18 protein-coding genes and 1 pseudogene are annotated in these 23,269 nt (G+C 38.2%); all 19 read left to right on the top strand.

All coding sequences use genetic code 11. The annotated features are described in order from the left end of the window. Window positions 1–4: 4 nt before the first annotated feature. The 19 genes and pseudogenes from MOO45_RS06425 (at window position 5) to MOO45_RS08150 (ending at window position 23,269) form a co-directional block, all read left to right on the top strand. A complete protein-coding gene (locus tag MOO45_RS06425; protein ID WP_249514100.1) occupies window positions 5–580 on the top strand; it encodes a xanthine phosphoribosyltransferase in 576 nt (191 codons plus the stop codon). A 13-nt stretch (window positions 581–593) separates the two neighbouring features. Further along, window positions 594–1,703: an ATP-grasp domain-containing protein gene (locus MOO45_RS06420; protein ID WP_249514099.1), complete on the top strand. Its 1,110-nt coding sequence runs from the start codon at window positions 594–596 to the stop codon at window positions 1,701–1,703. Window positions 1,704–1,711: 8 nt separating this feature from the next. Then, a complete protein-coding gene (gene purB / locus MOO45_RS06415) occupies window positions 1,712–3,010 on the top strand; it encodes an adenylosuccinate lyase (RefSeq protein ID WP_249514098.1) in 1,299 nt (432 codons plus the stop codon). A gap of 120 nt (window positions 3,011–3,130) precedes the next feature. After that, window positions 3,131–5,368, top strand: coding sequence for a DNA helicase PcrA (gene pcrA, locus MOO45_RS06410; RefSeq protein WP_249514097.1), 2,238 nt, complete (start codon window positions 3,131–3,133; stop codon window positions 5,366–5,368). A gap of 10 nt (window positions 5,369–5,378) precedes the next feature. Next, window positions 5,379–7,382, top strand: coding sequence for an NAD-dependent DNA ligase LigA (gene ligA / locus MOO45_RS06405; protein ID WP_249514096.1), 2,004 nt, complete (start codon window positions 5,379–5,381; stop codon window positions 7,380–7,382). Between the two features lie 9 nt (window positions 7,383–7,391). Then, window positions 7,392–8,534, top strand: a complete 1,143-nt coding sequence (locus MOO45_RS06400; protein WP_249514095.1) for a CamS family sex pheromone protein — start codon at window positions 7,392–7,394, stop codon at window positions 8,532–8,534. Between the two features lie 51 nt (window positions 8,535–8,585). Further along, window positions 8,586–8,882, top strand: a complete 297-nt coding sequence (gene gatC / locus MOO45_RS06395; protein WP_249514094.1) for an Asp-tRNA(Asn)/Glu-tRNA(Gln) amidotransferase subunit GatC — start codon at window positions 8,586–8,588, stop codon at window positions 8,880–8,882. Between the two features lies 1 nt (window position 8,883). Next, the gene (gene gatA / locus MOO45_RS06390) at window positions 8,884–10,326 is read left to right on the top strand and encodes an Asp-tRNA(Asn)/Glu-tRNA(Gln) amidotransferase subunit GatA (RefSeq protein WP_249514093.1); all 1,443 of its coding nucleotides are present in this window, start codon (window positions 8,884–8,886) and stop codon (window positions 10,324–10,326) included. After that, a complete protein-coding gene (gene gatB / locus MOO45_RS06385) occupies window positions 10,326–11,756 on the top strand; it encodes an Asp-tRNA(Asn)/Glu-tRNA(Gln) amidotransferase subunit GatB (protein WP_249514092.1) in 1,431 nt (476 codons plus the stop codon). Before gatA ends, gatB begins: the two co-directional genes overlap by 1 nt. Before the next feature lie 11 nt (window positions 11,757–11,767). Next, complete coding sequence (locus MOO45_RS06380) at window positions 11,768–12,757, top strand: diacylglycerol kinase family lipid kinase (RefSeq protein ID WP_249514091.1); 990 nt, start codon at window positions 11,768–11,770, stop codon at window positions 12,755–12,757. A gap of 81 nt (window positions 12,758–12,838) precedes the next feature. After that, window positions 12,839–14,197 (top strand): 23S rRNA (uracil(1939)-C(5))-methyltransferase RlmD, encoded by a 1,359-nt coding sequence (gene rlmD / locus MOO45_RS06375; protein ID WP_249514090.1) that lies wholly within the window; start codon window positions 12,839–12,841, stop codon window positions 14,195–14,197. Between the two features lie 129 nt (window positions 14,198–14,326). Beyond that, complete coding sequence (locus MOO45_RS06370) at window positions 14,327–14,602, top strand: AAA domain-containing protein (RefSeq protein ID WP_249514089.1); 276 nt, start codon at window positions 14,327–14,329, stop codon at window positions 14,600–14,602. Between the two features lie 287 nt (window positions 14,603–14,889). Beyond that, window positions 14,890–16,095, top strand: coding sequence for a GIY-YIG nuclease family protein (locus MOO45_RS06365; RefSeq protein WP_249514088.1), 1,206 nt, complete (start codon window positions 14,890–14,892; stop codon window positions 16,093–16,095). Window positions 16,096–16,219: 124 nt separating this feature from the next. Then, window positions 16,220–16,396, top strand: coding sequence for a hypothetical protein (locus MOO45_RS06360; protein ID WP_249514087.1), 177 nt, complete (start codon window positions 16,220–16,222; stop codon window positions 16,394–16,396). Window positions 16,397–16,455: 59 nt separating this feature from the next. After that, window positions 16,456–17,185 (top strand): annotated as a pseudogene (locus MOO45_RS06355) (Abi family protein); the annotation flags it as partial. Window positions 17,186–17,330: 145 nt separating this feature from the next. Beyond that, window positions 17,331–20,606, top strand: coding sequence for a helicase-related protein (locus MOO45_RS06350; RefSeq protein WP_249514086.1), 3,276 nt, complete (start codon window positions 17,331–17,333; stop codon window positions 20,604–20,606). 6 nt (window positions 20,607–20,612) lie between these two features. Beyond that, window positions 20,613–21,341: a DUF4391 domain-containing protein gene (locus MOO45_RS06345; RefSeq protein ID WP_249514085.1), complete on the top strand. Its 729-nt coding sequence runs from the start codon at window positions 20,613–20,615 to the stop codon at window positions 21,339–21,341. A 44-nt stretch (window positions 21,342–21,385) separates the two neighbouring features. Continuing rightward, window positions 21,386–22,519, top strand: a complete 1,134-nt coding sequence (locus tag MOO45_RS08155) for a site-specific DNA-methyltransferase (protein WP_317619028.1) — start codon at window positions 21,386–21,388, stop codon at window positions 22,517–22,519. A gap of 6 nt (window positions 22,520–22,525) precedes the next feature. Continuing rightward, the gene (locus MOO45_RS08150) at window positions 22,526–23,269 is read left to right on the top strand and encodes a DNA methyltransferase (protein ID WP_317619027.1); all 744 of its coding nucleotides are present in this window, start codon (window positions 22,526–22,528) and stop codon (window positions 23,267–23,269) included.

The following is a 23,269-nucleotide window of genomic DNA, read 5'->3' as shown; positions in this document are numbered from 1 at the left end:
CGGTATGCGTGAATTAGAAGAACGAATCAAACAAGATGGTCGGGTCTTAAATCAAGACGTATTAAAAGTTGATACTTTTTTAAATCATCAAGTTGATCCGATGTTGATGCAAAAAATTGGTCATGAATTTTACAAATATTTTCAAGATTATCCTATTACGAAAATTCTGACTGTAGAGTCTTCAGGTATTGCACCGGCGATCTTGACTGGTTTAGAATTTCAAGTTCCCGTCATTTTTGCTCGGAAACATCGTTCTATTACGATGAATAAGGATTTATATGTTGCAGATGTTTACTCATTTACGAAAAAAGTTGCTAATAAAATTAGTATTGCGAAAACATTTTTGAACAGTCAAGATCATGTTTTGATTATTGATGATTTTTTGGCAAATGGGCAAGCAGTGTCTGGTTTAACGGAAATTATTCAGCAAGCGGGGGCCCATTTGGAAGGCGTTGGGATTGTGATTGAAAAGACTTTCCAAAAGGGTCGCCAGCTAATTGATCAGCAACAAATTCCCATTCTTTCTTTAGCTCGAATTAGTGGTTTTCAGAATGGAAAAGTCATCTTTACAGAAAAATGAGGTACGGGCAATTATGGAATTTTTAGGACCCAAGAGTACGCTCGGATTAATTAGTGTGGACGGTAGTGACGTAGTTGTTGCCAGTCAAGTGTTACAAATGGGCTTACAGCTAGTGATTTTAACTACTCAACCGCAATTGTGGCACAATTTTGCGGGCAAGATTGTGGTGGGGGATTATCGTGATCCATTAGTGTTAGATGAGTTATTTACGCAAGTGGATTTAGTTTTTTATGATAATGCCGAATTGGAATTGCCTGACTTGCAGCAATTGAAGCAACCGCAAAAACTAGTTCAAGGTACGGAAATTTTGGATTTGATGCAGGATCGTTATTTGGAACGATGCTTTTTTAATGAGCATCGATTGAATATCACGCCGTATGCCACGGTGGTTGGCAAGGAAGATTTGTATAGAGCTGTTGATGAAATTGGGTTTCCGTGTGTTCTGAAGCCGATTCAGCGTGCGCTTTATCCTAAAATGCAAGTTACTTTTGAAAATCAGGAGCAAATTGAGCAATATCAATTGCCGCAGGGTTCTTTTATTCTGGAATCTTTGATTGAGATTAAGCAAGAGTTGTTTATGTTAGTGACAAAAGATTGTTTGCAACAAATTCAAACTTATCCGTTAATTCAAGTAACCCGGCAGAATACTGCTAAAGCAGCGTTAGTTGTGCAAGAGATGGATGAAGTATTGGTGAAAGAAGTTCAAGATATTGCCCAAACAATAGGCCAATCCTTAACTTATCAAGGATTATTTGCATTAAAATTATGTACGACACCGTCAGGAATGTTGTATGTTGAGCGATTATATGTTGGCACGGTTTGGGCAGCGCAGCTATTTGCACAAGTGACTCAAAGTTCGCAAGAAGAGTTGTTGTTGCGTAGTTTGTGCAATTGGCCCATACCGGTATTGGAACCTTGGATGAATGGTTGTGATTTGATGGTTACTGATGATCAATTGTTACCGGCGGTGGGATTATTAGAGCAACATCCACAATGGAAACTTACGATGCAAAATGCTTTTTTAGATAAGAAGCCAGCCCATTTAGGTGATTTATGGGTTTTTGCGAAGAAAACAGATCAATTAATTAATTATGTAAATTCTACTAAGATTTGGAAAGTTTAAGGAAAACTATGGTAGTTAAACGTTATCAACGTCCGGAAATGGCGTATATTTGGAGTGAGCAAAATAAGTATCAAGCTTGGCTAGAAGTTGAGATTGCGGTAGATCGTGCTTGGAGTAAACTAGGCAAAATCCCCGCGTCTGATTTGCAAAAAATTGAGCAAAATGCAACTTTTCAAGTGGCAGATATTTTAGCGATGGAGGAGATCACTAAGCATGATGTGGTAGCTTTTACGCGAACTATTTCCAAAAGTTTGGGACCGGAAAAAAAGTGGATTCATTTTGGTGTCACGTCCACAGATGTCGTAGATACAGCGAATGGTTATCTGCTCAAGCAAGCGAATGGTTTATTGCAGCAAGATTTAAAACAATTATTAGCAGTCGTGGCCCAAAAAGCGAAACAATATAAAACAACCGTGATGATGGGCCGCACGCACGGTGTTCATGCGGAACCAACAACTTTTGGTTTGGTGCTGGCTAGCTGGTATTCGGAATTAAAGCGGGATTTGGAGCGCTTTGATCATGCTGCCAACGGCGTCCAGGCAGGCAAGATTAGTGGCGCGGTGGGAACTTTTGCGAATGTGCCCCCAGCAGTGGAAGCAATGGTTTGTGCAGAATTAGGGATACATCCGCAGGAGATTTCAACACAAGTGTTGCCACGTGATTTACATGCTGAGTATATTATGACTTTAGCGTTAATCGCAGCTAGTTTGGAACGCTTTGCACTAGAAATTAGGCATTTGCAACGGACGGAAGTCCGCGAAGTGGAGGAACATTTTGCCCAAGGTCAAAAGGGTTCGTCGGCGATGCCGCATAAGCGAAATCCGATTGGTTCTGAGAATATTACTGGCTTGGCACGTGTGATGAAAGGCTATGTGCTGCCTGCTTTGGAGGATATTGAATTATGGCATGAGCGGGATATTTCGCATAGTTCAGTTGAGCGAATTATTCTGCCCGATGCTACGGAATTGTTGGATTATATGTTACATCGATTTACGAAAATTTTAGAAGATTTAACTGTTTTTGAAGACAAAATGGCTGAGGATTTGAACGTCACGCACGGTTTGATTTATTCACAACGAGTCATGTTGAAATTGATTGATGCGGGCTTGAGCCGCGAAGAAGCCTATGATTTGGTGCAACCAAAGACTGCAAAAGTATGGGCAGAACAAGTTGATTTTCGAGCACTGTTAGAAGACGATGAGCGAATTACTCGTTATTTAAGTGTCAGTGATTTGGATGATGCGTTTGATTATCATTGGCATTTAAAGCATTTAGATGAAATTTTCGAGCGTGTAGGTCTACAATAACGAGAAAACTGGGATGAGGGTCAACTAAATTCCAGTTTTTCTTTTGGAGCAAGTCCTGAATTGTGTGTAGGATTTTGCTATAATTAAAAAGAGAATTTTGACAAGAAAAGGAAGATTTTAATGTCGGAAGCGGCAATTTTGCAAGGATTAAATGATAAACAAAAGCAAGCAACGGTCACGACACAAGGCCCCTTACTTGTTTTAGCCGGCGCAGGCAGTGGTAAAACGCGGGTTTTGACACATCGGATTGCGTATCTGATTGAAGAACAGTGTGTGTTGCCGTGGCACATTTTGGCGATTACTTTCACGAATAAAGCGGCGAAAGAAATGCAAGCGCGCGTCCAAAAATTGTTAGGTGAGCAAGCACAGGGTGTTTGGGTATCGACTTTTCATGCGATGTGTGTTCGCATTTTACGTCGAGAAGCGCAAGCGTTAGGTTTTAGTCGAGCGTTTACAATCACAGGTTCTTCAGAGCAACTGACGTTAGTCAAACAGATATTAAAACAATTAAATTTAGATCCGAAAAAATATGATCCTCGGGCATTACTCAGTATCATAAGTAGTGCCAAAAATGAATTATTAACGCCTAAAGGTTATGCTCATACAGCCAGCGGTCCGTTTGAAGAAGTAGCCGCGCAAGTTTACCAGCGTTATCAGGCTGAGTTAGCTAATAATCAGAGTATGGATTTTGATGATTTGATTATGCAGACAACGGTTTTGTTTGAGCAGAATCCTCTCATTTTAGAACGTTACCAAGATAAATTTCAATATATTCATGTCGATGAATATCAGGATACGAATGATGCACAATACCGTTTGGTCAATCTGCTTGCTGCTAAAAATCAAAATCTTTGTGTCGTTGGTGATGGCGACCAGAGTATTTATGGTTGGCGAGGCGCCAATATGGATAATATTATGAATTTTGAAAAAGATTATCCACAAGCGCAAACCATTTTACTGGAACAAAATTATCGTTCGACGAAAACAATTCTGCAAGCGGCAAATGATGTTATTAAAAATAATGATTATCGTAAGCCCAAAGCACTGTGGACAGACAACGCGCAAGGTGAACAAATTACGTATTATCGGGCTGGTTCTGAACAAGATGAGGCCTTATACGTTGTGGATCAAATTAGTAAATTGCATCAAGAAGACAATTATCGGCTGAAGGATTTTGCAATTTTGTATCGGACGAATGCGCAATCACGGGTGTTTGAAGATAAGTTATTAAAAGCTAATTTGGCATATAAAATTATTGGAGGGCATAAGTTTTATGATCGTAAAGAAATTCGGGATGTTTTAGCTTATTTGCAATTGGTGGCTAATCCCCAGGATTCAATGAGTTTTCAAAGAATTATTAATGAGCCGAAGCGCGGAATTGGAGCTGGTTCATTAGACAAATTACGCCAAGCGGCCGACGAAAAAAATGTTAACTTGTTAGAAGCAGCATTAAATGCGGATAGTGTTATTGGCTTAACCAAAAAGGTGCGGACGAATCTGCAACAATTTGCACAAATGATTCAGGCGTTAAGTCAGGATTATGCGGGACAAAAAATGACAGATTTGATGCAAGCGGTGTTGGAACAAAGTGGCTACGTGGCTAACTTGGAGCATCAAGATAATTTGGAGTCACAAACACGTTTAGAAAATATTCAAGAATTATTAACAGTTACCCAAGATTTTGATCGTTGTTATGAACCAGAAGACGAGCAGGCTGAACCCTTGATTGATTTTTTGGCAGAATTAGCATTAGTCAGTAGCGAAGATGCTGAAGATGACCAAGATGATCAGTTAACTTTGATGACGTTACATGCGGCGAAGGGCTTAGAATTCCCGATTGTCTTTTTAGTGGGGATGGAGGAAGGTATTTTTCCATTAAGTCGGTCCTTAACGGATGAAAATCAATTAGAGGAAGAACGGCGCTTGGCATATGTCGGCATTACACGAGCACAAGAAAAGTTGTATTTGACTAGTGCTTGGTCGCGCATGTTGTATGGTCGTTCCCAGAGCAATCCTCAATCGCGTTTTGTAGATGAGATTGATAGTGAGTTATTAGATCAAAAGACGTCGACGGTCGCAGCACAAAGTTCAACGAGTTATCCATTTGATCAAAAGCGCTCATTGCGGCGGATCCGTAAGCCTCAACAAAAACCAGTTGCGCCTCAGGTAAGTAATAAAAGTGATGCCGGTGATGTTGCTTGGCAAGTCGGTCAACAAGTTGCGCATAAAAAATGGGGCGTTGGGACGGTTGTCAAAGTGAATGGACAAGGCGAAGCTGCTGAATTAGATATTGCTTTTACAGAACCGATAGGTGTGAAGCGATTGTTGGCAGAATTTGCCCCGATTAAAAAAGTTTAGGAGTTTGGTCATGGATCAACAATCAGCGCAACAGGAATTACAGCAATTACGTTCACAATTAAATCAAGAGCGAACTGCTTATTATACAAATGATGCGCCGTTGGTAGAAGATCATGTCTATGATCAGCGTTATGAGCGTCTATTAGCTTTAGAAAAACAATTCCCACAATTGGTAACGCCGAATTCTCCCAGTCAGTTGGTTGGGGGACAAGTGTTGCCCGAGTTTTCTAAGGTGTCCCATGAGATTCCAATGTTATCAATGGGTGATGTTTTTTCTTGGCAGGAGTTGGAAGAATTTAATCAGCGGATCAAAAAGGCTGTTGGTCACGCAGTAGATTACTGTGTGGAGTTAAAAATTGATGGTTTGGCGTTGTCGCTGGTTTATCAACAAGGTCATCTGCAACAAGGTTCAACGCGTGGTGATGGGCAAATTGGTGAGGACGTGACAAAAAATGTGCGGACAATCAAGAATATTCCTGTGGATTTGCCCCAGAAAGTCGATTTAGAAGTCCGGGGCGAATGTTTTATGCCGAAGGAATCCTTTCAAAAGCTCAATAATCAACGTGAACAAGACGGTGAAAATGTGTTTGCCAATCCGCGAAATGCGGCAGCCGGTAGTTTGCGCCAGTTAAATGCACATGTGACGCAAGCACGGGATTTAAGCACGTTTATTTATACCGTTGTGGAACCAGCAGTTTTGGGAGTTACGACACAAGCACAGGCGTTAGAAAAAATGCAGGCTTGGGGCTTTCATACGAATGTTGATTACTTTGTCAGTCATGACTTGGAAGGTCTCCAGGAATTTATTGAAAAGTATCAAACGTTACGTAACGATTTGCCTTACGGGATTGATGGGATTGTGTTAAAAGTTAATGATTTGGCTTTACAGCAGCAATTAGGCAACACAGTCAAGGTGCCACGCTGGGAAATTGCCTATAAATTTCCGCCCGAAGAAGCCCAAACGAAAATTAAGGAGATCGTCTGGACAGTCGGCCGGACCGGGGTTGTGACGCCCACAGCGGTAATGGATCCGGTTAAATTAGCAGGAACGACGGTGGCACGAGCTACTTTGCATAATTCAGATTTGATTAAAGAAAAAGATATTCGCTTGCACGATACAGTTTTGTTGCACAAAGCGGGAGATATTATTCCAGAAGTTTCCCAGGTCGTGCTAGCTAAGCGTCCGCCAGACAGTCAAAAATACACCATTCCCAGTCAATGTCCGTCTTGTGGTGCTAAGTTAGTTCACTTAGAAGAAGAAGTGGCGTTGCGTTGTATTAATCCCATGTGCCCTGCACAAGTTCAAGAAGGTTTGAATCATTTTGCTTCGCGCAATGCGATGGATATTACTGGTTTGGGGCCTAAGATTGTTCAACAATTGTGGCAGCACCAATTGGTGCGCGATGTGGCTGATTTGTACCGTTTAACAGCTCAAGATTTGATGCAGATTCCTAATTTTAAAGAGAAGTCGATTAATAATTTGTTGACCGCAATTGACAAGTCACGGGCCAATTCCCTAGAACGTTTACTTTACGGTTTGGGGATTAGGCATGTTGGTGCCAAAGCGGCTTTATTATTAGCGCAACATTTTGAAACGATGCAGCGGCTAATGCAAGCTTCCAAGGAACAAATTGCAGAAATCAAGACCTTGGGTGAAACAATTGCGGATAGCGTGGCAGTTTACTTTCAGAATCCAGATGTGCAAAAATTAATTGCCGAACTGGCAACACTAAAGGTTAATTTGAATTATCAATCGACAGCATCTTCTGAGCTGGTTGATAGTCCGGTTCGGAATCAAACAATTGTTCTGACTGGTAGTTTGCAATATTATACGCGTCCGGAATTAACGCGAATTTTGGAAGATTTGGGCGCTAAGGTGACAGGTTCAGTTTCTAAAAAGACGGATTTGTTGATTGCGGGCGCCAAGGCAGGCAGCAAGTTAACTAAAGCCCGGCAATTAGGAATCCAAATTTGGGATGAAGCGCAACTACGAGAACAACTCAAGCAATTATAGGAGTTTAAAATGAAAAATTTGGCAAAAGTAATGACTTTATTATTTAGTACTTTGTTACTAGCTGGTTGCGGTAATTTAAATAATTCGTCATTGTCGAGTAAAAGTAATGAAAAAAGCAGTAAAGTGACGACAACGAATACTTCCAAAAGTGATCAATACAGTACATTGCTGGAAAATGGTAAATATCACACGAGTGCAATTTCCGGATTGAGTGCAGATAGCGATAGTGATAATAATAGTAATGCAGCGGCCTTTGAGCACGGTTTGATGGATATTTCTAAAAAAGAATTTTCAACGGATCGTTATTATTTGCAAGAAGGTAAGTTTATTTCGGCGTCAACGGCTCAAAAGTGGTTGGATCGCAAATCTGATAAGAATCCGGCAGGTTTAAATCCTGAAGATAATGGCTCGACGGATCCAGATAAGCGTAAGCCAATCTATTTGCAGCAATTGTTAGAACAAGATTTTTATACACAAAATGGTAAGAATTATACCTTATCTGGGATGACAATTGGCTTGGCGATGAATGATGTGGATTATTACACCAAAGAGAAGTATGGTGCGCAATTTGAAACCAAAATTTCACCAGAGCAACGCTTAAGTATTGGCAAGCAAATGGCTGATAAAATTGTGGCGCGTTTGCGTAAGCAGCCAAATCTGAAAAAAATTCCGATTACGGTGGGCTTGTATCGTCAAAATGTCAACGATTCATTAATCGGAGGCAGTTTTTTCCAATATGGTGTGAGTCAAGCTAAGCAAAAACAAGTTAGTGATTGGAAAGCCATTAATCAGGAAAATCAAGTTTGGCCAGTGATTAATAATGAAAAGCCAGTGAATGAAAGTGATTCCGATAGTTTCGCTAATTTTAAGAATCATGTGCAAAATTATTTTCCAGACTTGAGTGGCGTGACGGCTCAAGCCCACTATCAAGATAAAAAATTGCAAGGCTTAGTGATCACGATTAATACGCAGTTTTATGGTGTGGCGCAAATTAATAGTTTTACCCAATTTGTGCAAGACGCAGCCAACCGCTATCTGCCGCAACAACCGATGATTGAAGTCCATATTCAAACGGTTCAGGATTTGCAGGCACTGATAACAAAAGATTATAATAGTAAGCAGTTTAGTAGTCATGTGTTAACTTCTTATTAACTTTTCTCAATAGTTAGTTCTCTCAATCAAATAATTTAAGGAGATGTTTCGATGCTTGATAAAGAATTAGTGCGCCATGTTGCAGGCTTATCTAAATTGGAATTTAATGATGCTGATTTGGAACATTTTACTGTGCAATTAGATGAAATTATTCAAATGGAAGATGAGTTGGCCAAAGTTGAGACCCAAGGGGTGCCCCCGACAACGCATATTGCGCGACAAGAGAGTACTTTTCGTCCTGATGAGCCCAAGGAAGGTCCCGGACGTGGGACTTTGCTCGAAAATGTGCCTGAACAAGAAAATGGTTTCATCAAGGTACCATCAATGTTAAAGCAGGAGGACAAATAGCGTGAATTATTTTGATGAAACAATTACTTCACTCCATCAAAAATTAGTGGATAAGGAACTCAGTACCACCGAATTAGCGCAAGCTACATTAACCCAAATCAAAGCCATGAATCCTCAATTCAATGCTTTTATCACTCTTAATGAAGCTGCTGGTCAAGCTATTGAAGTTGAGGTCGGTGCAGATCAAAAATTAATGGGGATTCCGTTGGCAATCAAAGATAATATTTTGACGAGGGGTCTTAAAACGACCGCTGCTAGTAAAATTTTATCTAACTATATGCCCGTTTATGATGCAACGGTGACTAAAAAGGCGCAAGCAGCTGGATTAGTGAATATCGGTAAAACCAATATGGATGAATTCGCGATGGGTTCTTCCAACGAAACTTCATATTTCGGTGCTGTCAAAAATCCGTGGAATACGAATAAAGTTCCCGGTGGCTCGTCAGGTGGTTCAGCGTCAGCTGTGGCTTCGGGGCAGGTTTTAGCGGCTCTAGGAACGGATACTGGTGGTTCTGTGCGCCAACCAGCTTCTTTTAACGGTATTTTTGGCATAAAACCAACTTATGGTCGGGTATCACGCTATGGGGTGATTGCTTTTAGCTCAAGTTTAGATCAAGTTGGAGTTTTATCACGGCATGTCAGGGATGCCGCCGAGATTCTTCAAGCGATTAGTGGCTATGACAAACATGATAATACGAGTTCAGCCAAAGAAGTTCCAAATTGGCAAGTTCAAGGTGATGTTCGCGGGCTGAAAGTAGCGGTACCGGAAGAATTCATGGGTTCTGGCGTGGATGCTGGCGTGAAAGAACAAGTGGAACGCGCCATTCAAGTTTTGGAACAAAATGGTTCTACGGTTGATACCGTGCAATTACCACATGCCCAATATGCAGTGCAAGTTTATTACATTATTGCTTCGAGTGAAGCTTCATCTAACTTGCAGCGTTACGACGGGATTCGTTATGGCGTGCGTGCAAAAGATGTGCATAATTTGGAAGATGTCTATGTCAAGTCGCGTAGTGAAGGTTTTGGTGATGAAGTCAAACGGCGGATTATGCTGGGGAGTTTCGCTTTATCAGCCGGTTACTTTGATGCTTATTTCAACAAAGCAGCGCAAGTACGGACTTTGATTATTGATGATTTTAATAAAGTGTTTGAAGATTATGATTTGGTCGTAGGTCCGACTTCGCCGACAACGGCCTTTGATTTGGGTACACGCATTGAAGATCCAGTTGTAATGTATATGAATGATATTTTGACAATTCCTGCTAACTTGGCTGGTTTGCCGGCGGCTTCGGTGCCAGTTGGCTTAGCTGACGGTATGCCAGTCGGTTTGCAGTTAATTGCTAAGCCGTTTGCGGAGCAAACAATTTTTAATGCTGCACAAGTTTTAGAAGATGAAACGGGCTTCTTGCAACAACGTCCGCAGATGGGAGGCAATAATTAATGAATTTTGAAACCACGATCGGTTTAGAAGTCCACGTTGAATTGAAAACTAAGTCCAAAATGTTCAGTCCAGCACCTGTTTCTTACGGGGCTGCGCCAAATACAATGACCAATGAAATTGATTTTGGAATGCCGGGAACTTTGCCGACAGTTAATAAAGAAGCTTACCGTTTGGGTGTGATGGTAGCGTTGGCGTTGAATGCTGAAGTGGAACATCATACACATTTTGATCGGAAAAATTATTTTTATCCAGATAACCCCAAGGCTTATCAAATCACGCAGAAAGAACGTCCTTTGGGACATGATGGCTGGGTTGAGATTGAAGTTAACGGTCAAAAGAAAAAAATTGGTATCGAAGAAATGCATGTTGAAGAAGATGCCGGCAAAAATACGCATGCGGATAATGGCTATTCGTATGTTGACTTAAATCGCCAAGGCACGCCGTTAATTGAAATTGTATCCAAACCGGATATTGCTTCGCCTGAAGAGGCATATGCTTATTTAGAAAAATTACGGCAGATTGTGCAATTTACGGGTGCTTCTGACGTCAAAATGGAAGAAGGATCCATGCGTGTGGACACCAATATTTCATTGAGTCCTATTGGGTCTAATAAATTGGGGCAAAAAGTCGAACTGAAGAACTTGAACTCTTTTCGCCATGTGCTCAATGGTTTAGCTTTTGAAACCGAGCGGCAGGCGGAAATTATTCGTTCTGGTGGAACCATTGCCCAGGAAACGCGGCGTTATGATGAACCGACCGCTTCCACAATTTTAATGCGGGTCAAAGAGGGCGCTGATGATTATCGTTATTTTCCAGAGCCCGATTTGCCAGATTATCATATTACAGGTGAGTGGATTGAGCAGATTCGTCAAAGTATTCCAGAGATGCCAGACAAGCGTCGCCAACGCTATATTGATGAGTTAGGCATTCCGGAATATGATGCCGGCGTTTTAACGGATACTAAGGAAATGTCTGATTTCTTCGACGAAACGGTGCAATATGGTGCCGATGCTAAACAAGTTTCTAACTGGTTGATGGTGAACGTGAATGCGTATCTGAATGAAAATGACTTAGATTTGACTCAAACCAAATTGACACCACAAAATTTGGCAACGATGATTAATTTGGTCAAGGATGGTACGATTTCTTCGAAAATTGCCAAAAAAGTGTTTGCGGAAACGATTGAAAACGGCACCGAACCGAAGGCTTGGGTCCAAGAAAAAGGCATGATGCAAGAATCTGATCCGAACGTATTAGGACCGATTATCAATCAAATTTTGGATGATAATGAACAATCCATTGTTGATTTTAAGAATGGTAAAGATCGCGCAATTGGCTTTTTGGTTGGGCAAATCATGAAGCAAACTCGTGGCAAAGCCAATCCGAAGATGGTTAACCAAATACTAAACGACGAAATCCAAAAACGTTGAGAGGGTAATAAATGAAAGCTCGGTTGATTTATAATCCAACATCGGGAAACGAAACAATTTTAAAAAGTGTAGCGGATATTTTAGATGTGCTGGAGGAAGCTGGTTATGAAGCCAGCGCCTTTCGAACCACGCCGGAGCCTAATTCCGCACAAAATGAAGCTCAAAGAGCAGCACTAGCGGGCTTTGATTTGGTCGTGGCTGCCGGCGGTGATGGCACTTTGAACGAAGTGGTCAATGGGTTAGCGCCACTAGATAAAAGACCACAAATGGCGATTATTCCAGGTGGCACGACTAATGACTATGCACGGGCTTTGAAAATTCCACGGAATGATCCAGTGGCAGCCGCACGAGTGATTTTAAAAAAACAATTGTTGCCGATGGATATTGGGCAAGCTGGTGAACATTATTTTATGAATATTGCCGGTGGCGGTTCGATTTCCGAACTCACTTATGAAGTGCCTTCGGAATATAAATCAGTTTTGGGTTATTTGGCATATTTGGTTAAGGGAGCAGAGATGTTGCCACGAATTAAGCCGATGAATATGCATTTGGAATATGACGATGGTGTTTATGATGGTGATGTGACGCTGTTTTTGTCGGGATTAACCAATTCAGTGGGCGGATTTGAACAAGTGGCGCCGGATTCAGAGTTAGGTGATGGCAAGATTTCGCTGCTGATTGTTAAGGGGGCCAATATTGCCGAAATGTTGGTATTGATTGCCAAAGCATTGAATGGCGGCAAGCATGTAGATGATCCCAAGATTATTTATACGAAAACTAAGCACTTGTTTGTGAAGCCCAACGACGATAATCGGATTATGATTAATTTGGATGGCGAATACGGTGGCGATGCACCGGTCGAAATCAAGGTTTTGCGGCATCATCTACAAATGTTTGCGGATATTGATGCGATTCCTGATCGGTCGATTAATACGGAAACTGCTGATGAAAAGCAGGCTGAGGAACAATTCGTCAATGGCGTCAATTCATTAAACGAGTAAAAATAGCTGAAAGTTGCCTCGCAGGTTGATGGAGTTTTTGGACTTGTGGCGCAACTTTTTTATTGAAATTAAGGAAAAATTATGCAAACAACGAAATTAACGAAGAATCAAATTGTCACATTAGATATTATTGACTTATCATATGAAGGTTTGGGCGTCGCCAAGGTTGATGGCTATCCATTATTTGTCGAAAATGCTTTGCCACAAGAACAAGTCGAAGCAATTATCACGAAAGTTGGTCGCAATTTTGGTTTTGCGAAAACGAAAAAAATTTTGCAGGATTCACCTGATCGTGTTACAGATTATGATCCTAAATATATTCAAACAGGAATTGCGCCCTTGATTCATTGGCGTTATGAGCGACAATTGGCGTTTAAACGGCAACAAGTTGTAAATAATTTTGAAAAGCAACATTTGGATATTGAGGTTCACCCAACAGTGGGAGCAGAGCATCCGTTAGCTTACCGCAACAAGGCACAGATTCCTGTGCGGACGGTTAAAGGTCAAGCAACAACTGGTTTTTTTCGGAGTCGGTCGCACGATTTGGTGCCATTGGAGGATTATCTGATTCAAGATCCCAAGATTGATGCGGAAATTAATCGAATTCGGGATTTATTGCGGCAATTGCAAATTCAAGGTTATGATGAAAATCGCAATCGTGGTGATGTGCGACATATCATGGTGCGCCGGGCAACAGCAACGGGCGAAATGATGGTGGTGCTGGTTATCACATCGACGAAAATGAAGCATTTACCACAATTATTGGCAGCAATTCAGGCCAATTCTGAAGTCACTTCACTGTATTTGAATGTGAATGCGAAAAAAACGAACGTGATTTTAGGATCAAAATTTGAATTGGTAGCAGGACAAGAATATATTACTGATGAGATTTTAGGTAAGCAATTCCGAATTTCACCGCAATCATTTTTCCAAGTTAACCATGAGCAAACTCAAAAGTTATATCAATTGGCGATTGATGCGGCAGAATTGACGGGTCAAGAAACCGTAGTGGATGCTTATTCAGGAATTGGAACGATTGGCTTAAGTATGGCCGATCATGCTCAAGAAGTGATTGGTGTTGAAGTTGTGAAGCAAGCTGTTCAAGACGCGCAAGTGAACGCTGCAATTAACGGGATTGATAACGCGCAATTTGTTGTAGGTAAGACGGAAGATGTGTTGGCTAAATGGGCGCAAGAACAGCGCCAAATTGATGTTTTAGTGGTGGATCCGCCCCGCAAAGGACTGGATGCGAGTTTGATTAGCAGTATTCAAGCATTGCGACCACAAAAAATTGTTTATATCAGCTGTAATCCCGCAACGCTGGCACGTGATTTGAATTTATTGCGTGCTGATTATCAAGCGTTACACACAACACCTGTGGATATGTTTCCGATGACCAAGCATGTGGAAAGTGTGACTAGTTTAGAGTTAATTCATTGAAATAATTTTGGAAAAGCACAGTCCGTTTAATGATGGATTGTGCTTTTTTATTTGTTCATTTTAAGTATTTGGTGCTGATTCCTTTGCTTAGGTACATCAAGCAAACATTTTAGGAACGTCGTCGAGCAGTTGAAGAAATATCTAGGAAAAATTAATTTTAATAAAGCTAATGTCGGCACCGTTCATACTTTTCAAGGAAAAGAAGCCGCGGTTGTCTATCTTGTGCTAGGTGCCAGCACTGAAGAAACCGGTGCGGCTAGTTGGGCTGTTTCAGAACCAAATCTGATGAATGTGGCGGCTACCCGTGCGAAAAAAGAATTTTATATAATTGGCGATAAAAAATTGTATCAATCAATTGGGGCAGAAGTGGTGGATAAAACTTTGGAAGTGTTTGAAGGGGAATAAAACGATGATTTTGGTTGTTGATATCTATTAAAAAATTACTTTATTGCTAAGTTAAATTTATAGGTTTAATATTTATAATATGATTCTTTATCTCTGAATGGCAAATTAGTTTGATGTCGCTTTCTTGAAAAATACACTTAAAATTTGTAGTGTGACTTTGTTATGAGTAGTATCAATTTTGTCATTGCCGAATAATAATTAATTTACCAACATTAAGGCAGATATTATTTTGAATAGGACAAATTATTGATACAGAAATGATATAAATATATAGGATGAGGGAATAGATGGAACGTCACGGGAAAAGCATTGAGATTTATTTAATGGATGGAGATGCCAATGGCCGTTGTGAAGTGATGCTAGCTAATTGGAATGTTACTGCTTATAAATTGCCAAATGATTTAGTTGTACACAGTCAAAGTTTGACCAATATCAATACGCCAGGAGTGTATCTATTGTTTGGTGAAGAAAATGGAAAGAATTTTGTTTATGTAGGCGAATCAGAGAACGTATTGATGCGACTAGGGCAACATTTACCAGATAATGATGGCTATCTTTGGCAAAATGCTATTGTTTTTGTGGCTAATAGAAGAGGTACGCTGGATAAGGCTAAAATAAAATATCTAGAAAATCGATTATATAACATTATAAAAAGTATTGGTACTTACCAATTGAAAAATCGTAATGAACCACGAAAATCTAGCTTAAGTCAGGCAAATGAAGATGCTATGGAAGCTGTCCTTGATAATATTGAATTATTAGTGCCAGTCATGGGACATGACCCTTTCAAAGGTAAAAGTGAGTTGACTGAATCATTTAATACAAATTCACCTAATATTTTACAATTTAAGAGTCAGACGCTTAAAGCACAATGTAATCAAAATAAAAATGGGACATTTACGATTCTTGCTGGTGCTCAAATTAGGCCTCAAATTTCAGCTTCTTTGTCAAAAAAAATTACTGAATTACGGCAGCAGTTGCAGAGCAATGGTCAGATTAAGAATAACATACTGCAGCAAACATTAAATGTCAGCAGTTCTTCAGCAGCAGCGGATTTTATTTTGGGTTATCCAGTAGATGGACAGCTTTATTGGGTGACTACAACAGGAAGTACTCTTAAGCAATTTAAAAATGCGCAAACGGGCAAGGTAGTTCAGCCTGCGGTTCCACAAGAAATGCCCCAAAAAGACCTTGAGCTATATTTGAAAAATAAAATAGTTAATACTAGGGGACTGTTGCATCAAGATAAAACTTTTACATTATTGCCGGGCTCACAAATTAGAGCAAAAGTACAGACATCAATGCCACAGAATATCGCTAAATTACGTTCACAAATACAAGTTGATGAACAATGGATATTACAAAAGTCGATCACAGTGAAAAGTGTGTCAGCAGCAGCGGAACTAGTCTTAGGTACTTCTGCTAATGGTAAACTACTATGGAAAACGATAGATGGTGTTAGTGTGGGTGACTGGTTAGAGAAGAATAATTGAAGTATAAAAATATAAAGAATTTAGATAAAACAATTGACATATTGCTTGCTTTGATAATATTACTTATATGGATCATGCTCAGTAGCCTATGAGGCGCTGGGCTCTTTTTTTAGGAGCAAAAATAGTGAAACCTTTTAAAACTTATCGTCAGCAACTGAAAATTTCAAGAGACAGAGGATTAGATGTTGGTAATACTTCTAAGACTATGAGATTTTTAGAAGAATCAAATTATTATGATGTTGTAAATGGATACAAAACCCCTTTTGTAGTAAGAAGTACTAATAGAAGTGAAGCCAGCTAGAAAGATTTAAAGTTGGAACTAAGCTTGAAGAATTATATTCATTATATAAATTTGATCGAGAGATTCGCATTATATTTTTAAAATATTTTTTGACATTTGAAAAGTAGAGTTTCATATCGATTTTCTGAGAAATACAAAAGGCAAAGAAACGCTTATTTGGATTTTACTAATTTTTCTGATAGACCAGAAAATACAGTAAATGTTTTTAAAACAATTAGTATGTTATCAAGTACTATTTCTAGATATTCTGATAAAAAAAGATCATCAATTAAGCATTATATTGACAACCATGGTGAAGTACCACTTTGGGTTTTGGTAAATTATTTAAGTTTAGGAAATATTAGTCATTTCTATTCTCCAATGGATGATAGTTTAAAAAATATAATTGCTTGTGATTTTAATAAGCAATGGGAAAGAAATTATCCTAATAATGAAGAAATAGCTCTTAGATCAACTGATATCGAAGGAATAGTACAAACAGTTAATTATTTTCGTAATACATGCGCACATGAAGAAATTTTATACACAATGGTAGTGCAAAGACCAAGAAATAGAGGATTTATTACTCAGTTTTATGAAAATAGCAATCCAAAATATGTTTTTCCTAAAAAGTATAATTTGTTTACAGTTTACTTGATGATAAAATTTGTGCTAAGAAAAAAAGATTTTCAAGAATTAAAATCAGCTTTAGTTAAAATTTTTATATCGTACAATACCAAATTTGAAGTAATTAGTTTTGAAGATATTTTGAACTTGATGGGTTTTCCAAATAACTGGCAAGAACATTAATTTGTTTCTGACTTTCTAAATTTAGAAAGTCTTTTTTGTACTTTCTTTCATATATTTAAAGGTAAGTGAAATTATTTTTTGGTGCAATGCTATAATTAATACGACGAATATAGTGGCGTATATATCATGGCGATAGAGGTAAGCAATGAAAATTGAATTAATTGATAATAAGGGAGATAACACGCTTAAGAATTATTTAAGTACTTATATTGATAAAAATTCTGAAGTTAGTATTCAAACAGATGCCTTTTCAGTTTTTGCATTTAATGCATTGCAAAAAGAAATTAAGCGTTCTAAAGGCTTACATGTGTTATTGACAAAATCATTTTTTGAAAAAGATGAAACAGGATTTCTTAAAAGATATGAAATTGCTCAAGAAGAAAATAATATTTCTGGGAACAGTTATGAAATAAAATTACGTAACCAGATGAATTCGGCTTTTATTGCTCGTGAAATAGCAAAGCTAATTAAGTCTAAAATGCAAGTTCACCAATTAAGTAAAAAAGAAAATGTGTTAAATGAACTTCTGATTGAAAATACTCAAGCTACTGAAAAGAATGTTGCAGTACCAGGGATGTTTAAATTTACTGCTGATGGTTTAGGCATAGTAAAATCGGACAATATAACGCCAATAACATGGATTTCTGGTGATCCTAAAACTTTGACTGGGTTAAAGCATAGTTTTGACTCAATTTGGAATGATTCAGATAGATCGGTTGATGTTACTGAAAAGGTTTTGCAAAAAGTAAAGACTATCTATCAAGAAAATCCGCCATATTGGCTGTATTTGGTGTCACTATATCATATTTTTCATAATAAGTTGGGCGAACTTGATGAACAAGAATTGGTGTCAGAAAATTCGTCTTTACAAGACTCTGTAATTTGGAATGAGTTATATCAATTTCAAAAAGACGGCGTATTGGGTCTGATTAGGAAAATCGAGAAATATAATGGTGCTATTTTGGCTGATTCAGTCGGATTGGGTAAAACATTTTCAGCTTTAGCTGTAATCAAATATTACGAATTACAGCGTAAAAAAGTCTTAGTTTTGGCACCTAAGCGTTTACGTGAAAATTGGCTTTTATATACATTACCGGATAAGCGTAATATTTTGCGCGAAGATGGTTTTAATTATGCTGTGCTTAACCATACTGATTTGTCGCGCTATAAAGGTAAAAGCGGCGATATTGATTTAAAAACTTTTGCTTGGTCAGATTTTGACTTAATTGTAATTGATGAATCACATAACTTTCGCAATAACAATACCAGTGTTAACCGTCCAACTAAATCAAGATATGAGCGCTTGATGGATAACGTTATCAAAGATGGTAGAAAAACTAAAGTTCTGATGCTTTCAGCTACACCGATTAATAATCGGATGGCAGATTTGAAAAATCAAATTGGGTTTATTACTGAAGGTGATACTAATGCTTTAGCTAAATATGATATTAAAGATATTGATAATGTGTTAAAGCGGGCGCAAACATCCTTTAATGAATGGATGGATTTGGATGAAGACCAGCGAACAACACAAAGATTTTTAGATAAAGTAAATCCTGATTATTTCAGGCTGCTTGATATGCTGACAATTGCTCGTTCACGTAAGCATATTGAAAAATATTATGATACAAATGAATTAGGATCTTTTCCTAAAAGACTAAAACCTAAAACAATTAAGCCAGATATTGATTTAAAAAATGCTTTCCCAGATCTTAAGCTTGTATATGATAAAATTGGCAATTTAAATATGGCGATGTATCAACCCTTACAGTACGTAAAGCTTGATAAAAAGAAATATTATGAGCAGCTCTATGATACAACCGTTAAAGAAGGAAAATCTTCTTTTAAGCAAGTTGATCGGGAACAAGCTTTAGCTAAGCTTATTAGAGCTAATCTACTTAAACGGCTTGAGAGTTCAATTAATTCTTTTGGTTTAACAATTAATCGAATGGTTAAAAAAGTTGAGAATACACTGGCTAAAATTAATGAGAATAAGCAAGATAAGGTGCAGTTAGTAAGTATTAGCGAATTAGATGATGAAGATATTGAAGCTAGATTCGATGATCAGACTGTTGGGACTAAAACCAAAATCCTGCTTGGTGATATGGATCAAATTAGGTGGAAGCAGGCTTTAAATGAGGACTTGAATGTATTAAAGCGGTTACGGCAAGACGCACAAGCAATTACACCTGAGAGAGATGCTAAGCTGCAGAAGCTAGAAGAAGTTTTACGTGAAAAGTACAAGCATCCAATTAATCAAGGAAATAAAAAGGTAATAATTTTTACTGCTTTTGCAGATACGGCTAATTATCTATATGAGAATTTGGCTTCGCTAATTAAAGCAGAATACGGCTTAAATACAGCTTTGGTTACAGGAGGTGTTAGTCATAATAAGACTACAATGCCTAATATTAGTACTAGTAATATGGATGATATTTTGCTTAATTTTTCGCCAAAATCAAAAGGGAGAGATCAGGTCGAACCAGATCAGACAAGCGAAATTGATTTATTAATTGCGACTGATACAATATCTGAAGGTCAAAACCTGCAAGATGCTGATTATTTGATTAATTATGATATTCATTGGAATCCAGTCAGAGTAGTGCAGCGTTTTGGGCGAATTGATCGAATTGGTTCAGAAAATGATTGTATTCAATTGGTAAATTTCTGGCCTAATGTTGATTTGGATACTTATCTAAATTTAGAAGAACGCGTAAAGGGACGAATGGTTTTACTAAATGTCTCAGCAACTGGTGAAGAGGATATGCTTAATCAGAAAGAAGACGATAAAGGCAAAAAACGTGAGATGAATGATTTGCAATATCGTAAAAATCAGCTGCAGCAATTGCAACAGGAAGTTGTTGATTTAGAAGACGTTAACGGTGCAATTTCGATTACTGATATGTCTTTTAACGATTTTGAAGCTGATTTACAGGCAGCACTTAAGAAGTATGAAAAGCAATTAAATGATGCACCATTGGGGATGTACGCGGTTGTTGATCATCGAGGGATGCCGGAGGTAAAGCCGGGAGTAATTTTAACTTTAAAAGAACGCATTGATGATGTAGCAATGCAAAAAAATAGTATTTTACCTTATATTGTAATTTTTCTTGGGATGGATGGTAGTGTACAAATTGATCACGTTCATACTAAGCGTGTACTTGATTTGTTTAAAAAAATTACACTTAATAAAACTGAGGTTAATCAAGATTTGGTTAATGAATTTAACCAAGAAACCGATAATGGACGTGACATGTCACAATATTCAGAGGTTTTACGTGCGGCGATTGATGCCATTAGAGGTAAGCAGGAAGAAGTCGGAATCGAATCAATGTTTACGCCAGGTGGTACCAATGTGCAGACTAATTTAATTGATAACTTGGATGAGGTTGAATTAATCTCATTTTTGATTATTAAGTAGGCTGCTATGGAAACAAAAGATATTATTAAGTGGTGGGATTTGCCACAAGCAACAGTAATTAATCGTAATTTTCCTAAGGTAAAAATTACTCCGCAGCTAAAAAAGGCTAAAGATAAGCAATTCTTAGTTGATATGGTTCAAAGTATCTACATGTTAGCCGATTTTAAAACTGATAACACCAATATTCCTAGCTATGAGTCTAATGAAGAATTGTACCAAGAATTGTGGTTCTTTTATGTTAAGTCGAAATACGATAATGAAGGCGAAGCAATCTATCGTTTGTTAGCTAGTGTGGTGCCTTATCCAATTGTTGTTTTACTAGAGCAAGATCAAGTTTTTGTTATCTATTTGGGTCGTTTTGAGAAATTGGCAAAGGGTTACTTGAAATTACTAAGTGTTTATGAATCACCGTGTTATCAATTAGAAAAAGCCGAGCAGGTATTGAATTCATTATCATTAGCTGATTTGCCGCAGCAAAATATGAAGGTGCTCTATGATAGTTTACGGGACAAGATTGTAAATCAATACGTTAAAGTTGATTATCATGCTGATATAAATGTTATGACAGGGTATAATAGTGAATTACTGGATCAGGTCAGAATACTTGAAAAGCAAATCACAGCATTGCGAAATAAAATAAAGCGCGAAACACAGTTAAACCGTAAAGTTGAAATGCAAATGGAATTGAAGAAGCTGAAAGATCAATTAAATGAATTAATTGAAAATAAATCATAACTTTAGCAATCTAGCTTGACAAGAAAAAGAGGGAGACGATACTGATGACAGACAACAGACAGACATTAAATAGTGTTTCCAAAGAATCACTTGATTTACGAGCAGATTTAATTAAGCGACTGGTGCAAGATGTACCAGAAGTTGCCAGTGATGGAAAAATTGATCTGGATAAGTTGAAGGATATTTTGGGTGATCAAGTTGACGACAATCCGGAACGTTATAACTTTACTTGGAATGGCAAGATAGACTCAATGAAGTTAGCGCAAAAACCAACTACGGCAACTCTCAAACCTAATAAAGAAAAGTCTAGAAACTCGGATAAGACGAAGAATCTATATATTGAAGGCGATAATCTTGAAGTTTTGAAAATTTTGCAAAAGTCTTATTCTAATAAAGTTAAGCTGATATATATTGATCCACCGTATAATACGGGCAAGGATTTTGTTTATAAGGATAATTTTCATGATTCGATGGAAAATTATTTGGAGCAGACAGGTCAATTAGATGGGGATAATAATAAATTAAAGACTAATCCAGAATCCAGTGGTCGCTATCATACTGACTGGCTGAATATGATGTATCCAAGATTGAAATTAGCGCGAAATTTGTTAACTGATGATGGTGTAATTTTTATCTCTATTGATGACACTGAACAAGCCAATTTGAAAAAGATGGCAGATGAAATCTTTGGTGAGAATAATTTTTTAGCACAAGTAATTTGGGAACGTGCTTATGCACCAATTAATTTGAAAAAGAATTTTTCAGTTAGTCATGATTATATACTGATATATGGACGCGATATGAGCTTGATTGAAACTAATGGCATTCCTAGAACCAGTGCAGCCGATGATCGCTATCAAAATCCCGACAATGATCCTCGTGGTGTTTGGAAAGCAGATAACTTGTCTGTTGGACCCGCCATTGAAGCAAATATTTACCCTGTCACGACTCCCTCAGGGAGAGTAGTGGAGCCTCCAGCGGGAAGAAGCTGGAGTCTGTCGCAAAATGCATTTCGTGACAGACTCGCCGACAACCGAATTTGGTTTGGAAAAAATGGTGATGCTGTTCCTAGTATGAAACGGTTTAAATCAGAATTACGTAAAACTGGTGTAACGCCAATGACTATTTGGAAGTATGAAGATGTGGGACACAGTCAAGCGGCAACGCAAGAATTGTAGGAATTAATGGGTGGTAAGAAATATTTTACGTATCCTAAGCCAATCAAGTTAGTACAAAGAGCAATTCAACTTTACACAGAATCTGATTCCCTTATTTTGGATTTTTTTTCAGGTTCTGCGACTACGGCACATGCTGTTATGCAGCAAAATGTAGAAGATGATGGTAATCGTAAGTTTATCATGGTGCAATTGCCAGAACAGTTAGATGAGAAGTCTGAAGCTTATAAAGACGGTTATTGTACTATACCTGATATAGCTGAAGAACGGATTCGGCGTGCTGGTTATAAGATAATTAGTGAGAATCCATTATTTGCGGATAAGTTGGATACTGGCTTTAAAGTGTTTGAACTGGACAAATCTAATATTCGCAAGTGGAATACTGATCCAGATAAATTGGCTGAGCAGTTGCAACTAGGCGAAAATAATCTAATTGGCAGTTCTGGTACCGATGATTTAGTCTACGAAATCATGTTGAAACAGGGCCTTGAGTTAACTTTACCAATCGAAAAGGAAACTTTGGGACAGACAGATATTTATAAAATTGCCTATGGTGCTTTGTTTATCGTCCTGGGTACGAATATTACTACGGAAGTGGCTGATAGAATTATAGAAGTAATTAAAGCAGAAGATTTGGAAGATGTATCAGTGGTTTTACAGGATACTGGGTTTTTAAGTGATAATGATAAGCTTAATATGATTGAAACTTTAAATGCCAATGGTGTAGATTATAAGAATATTTTATCAATATAA

The organism is Bombilactobacillus folatiphilus (assembly GCF_023380265.1).
Taxonomy (GTDB): Bacteria; Bacillota; Bacilli; order Lactobacillales; family Lactobacillaceae; genus Bombilactobacillus; species Bombilactobacillus folatiphilus.
This window is presented reverse-complemented; position numbering and strand designations above follow the sequence as displayed.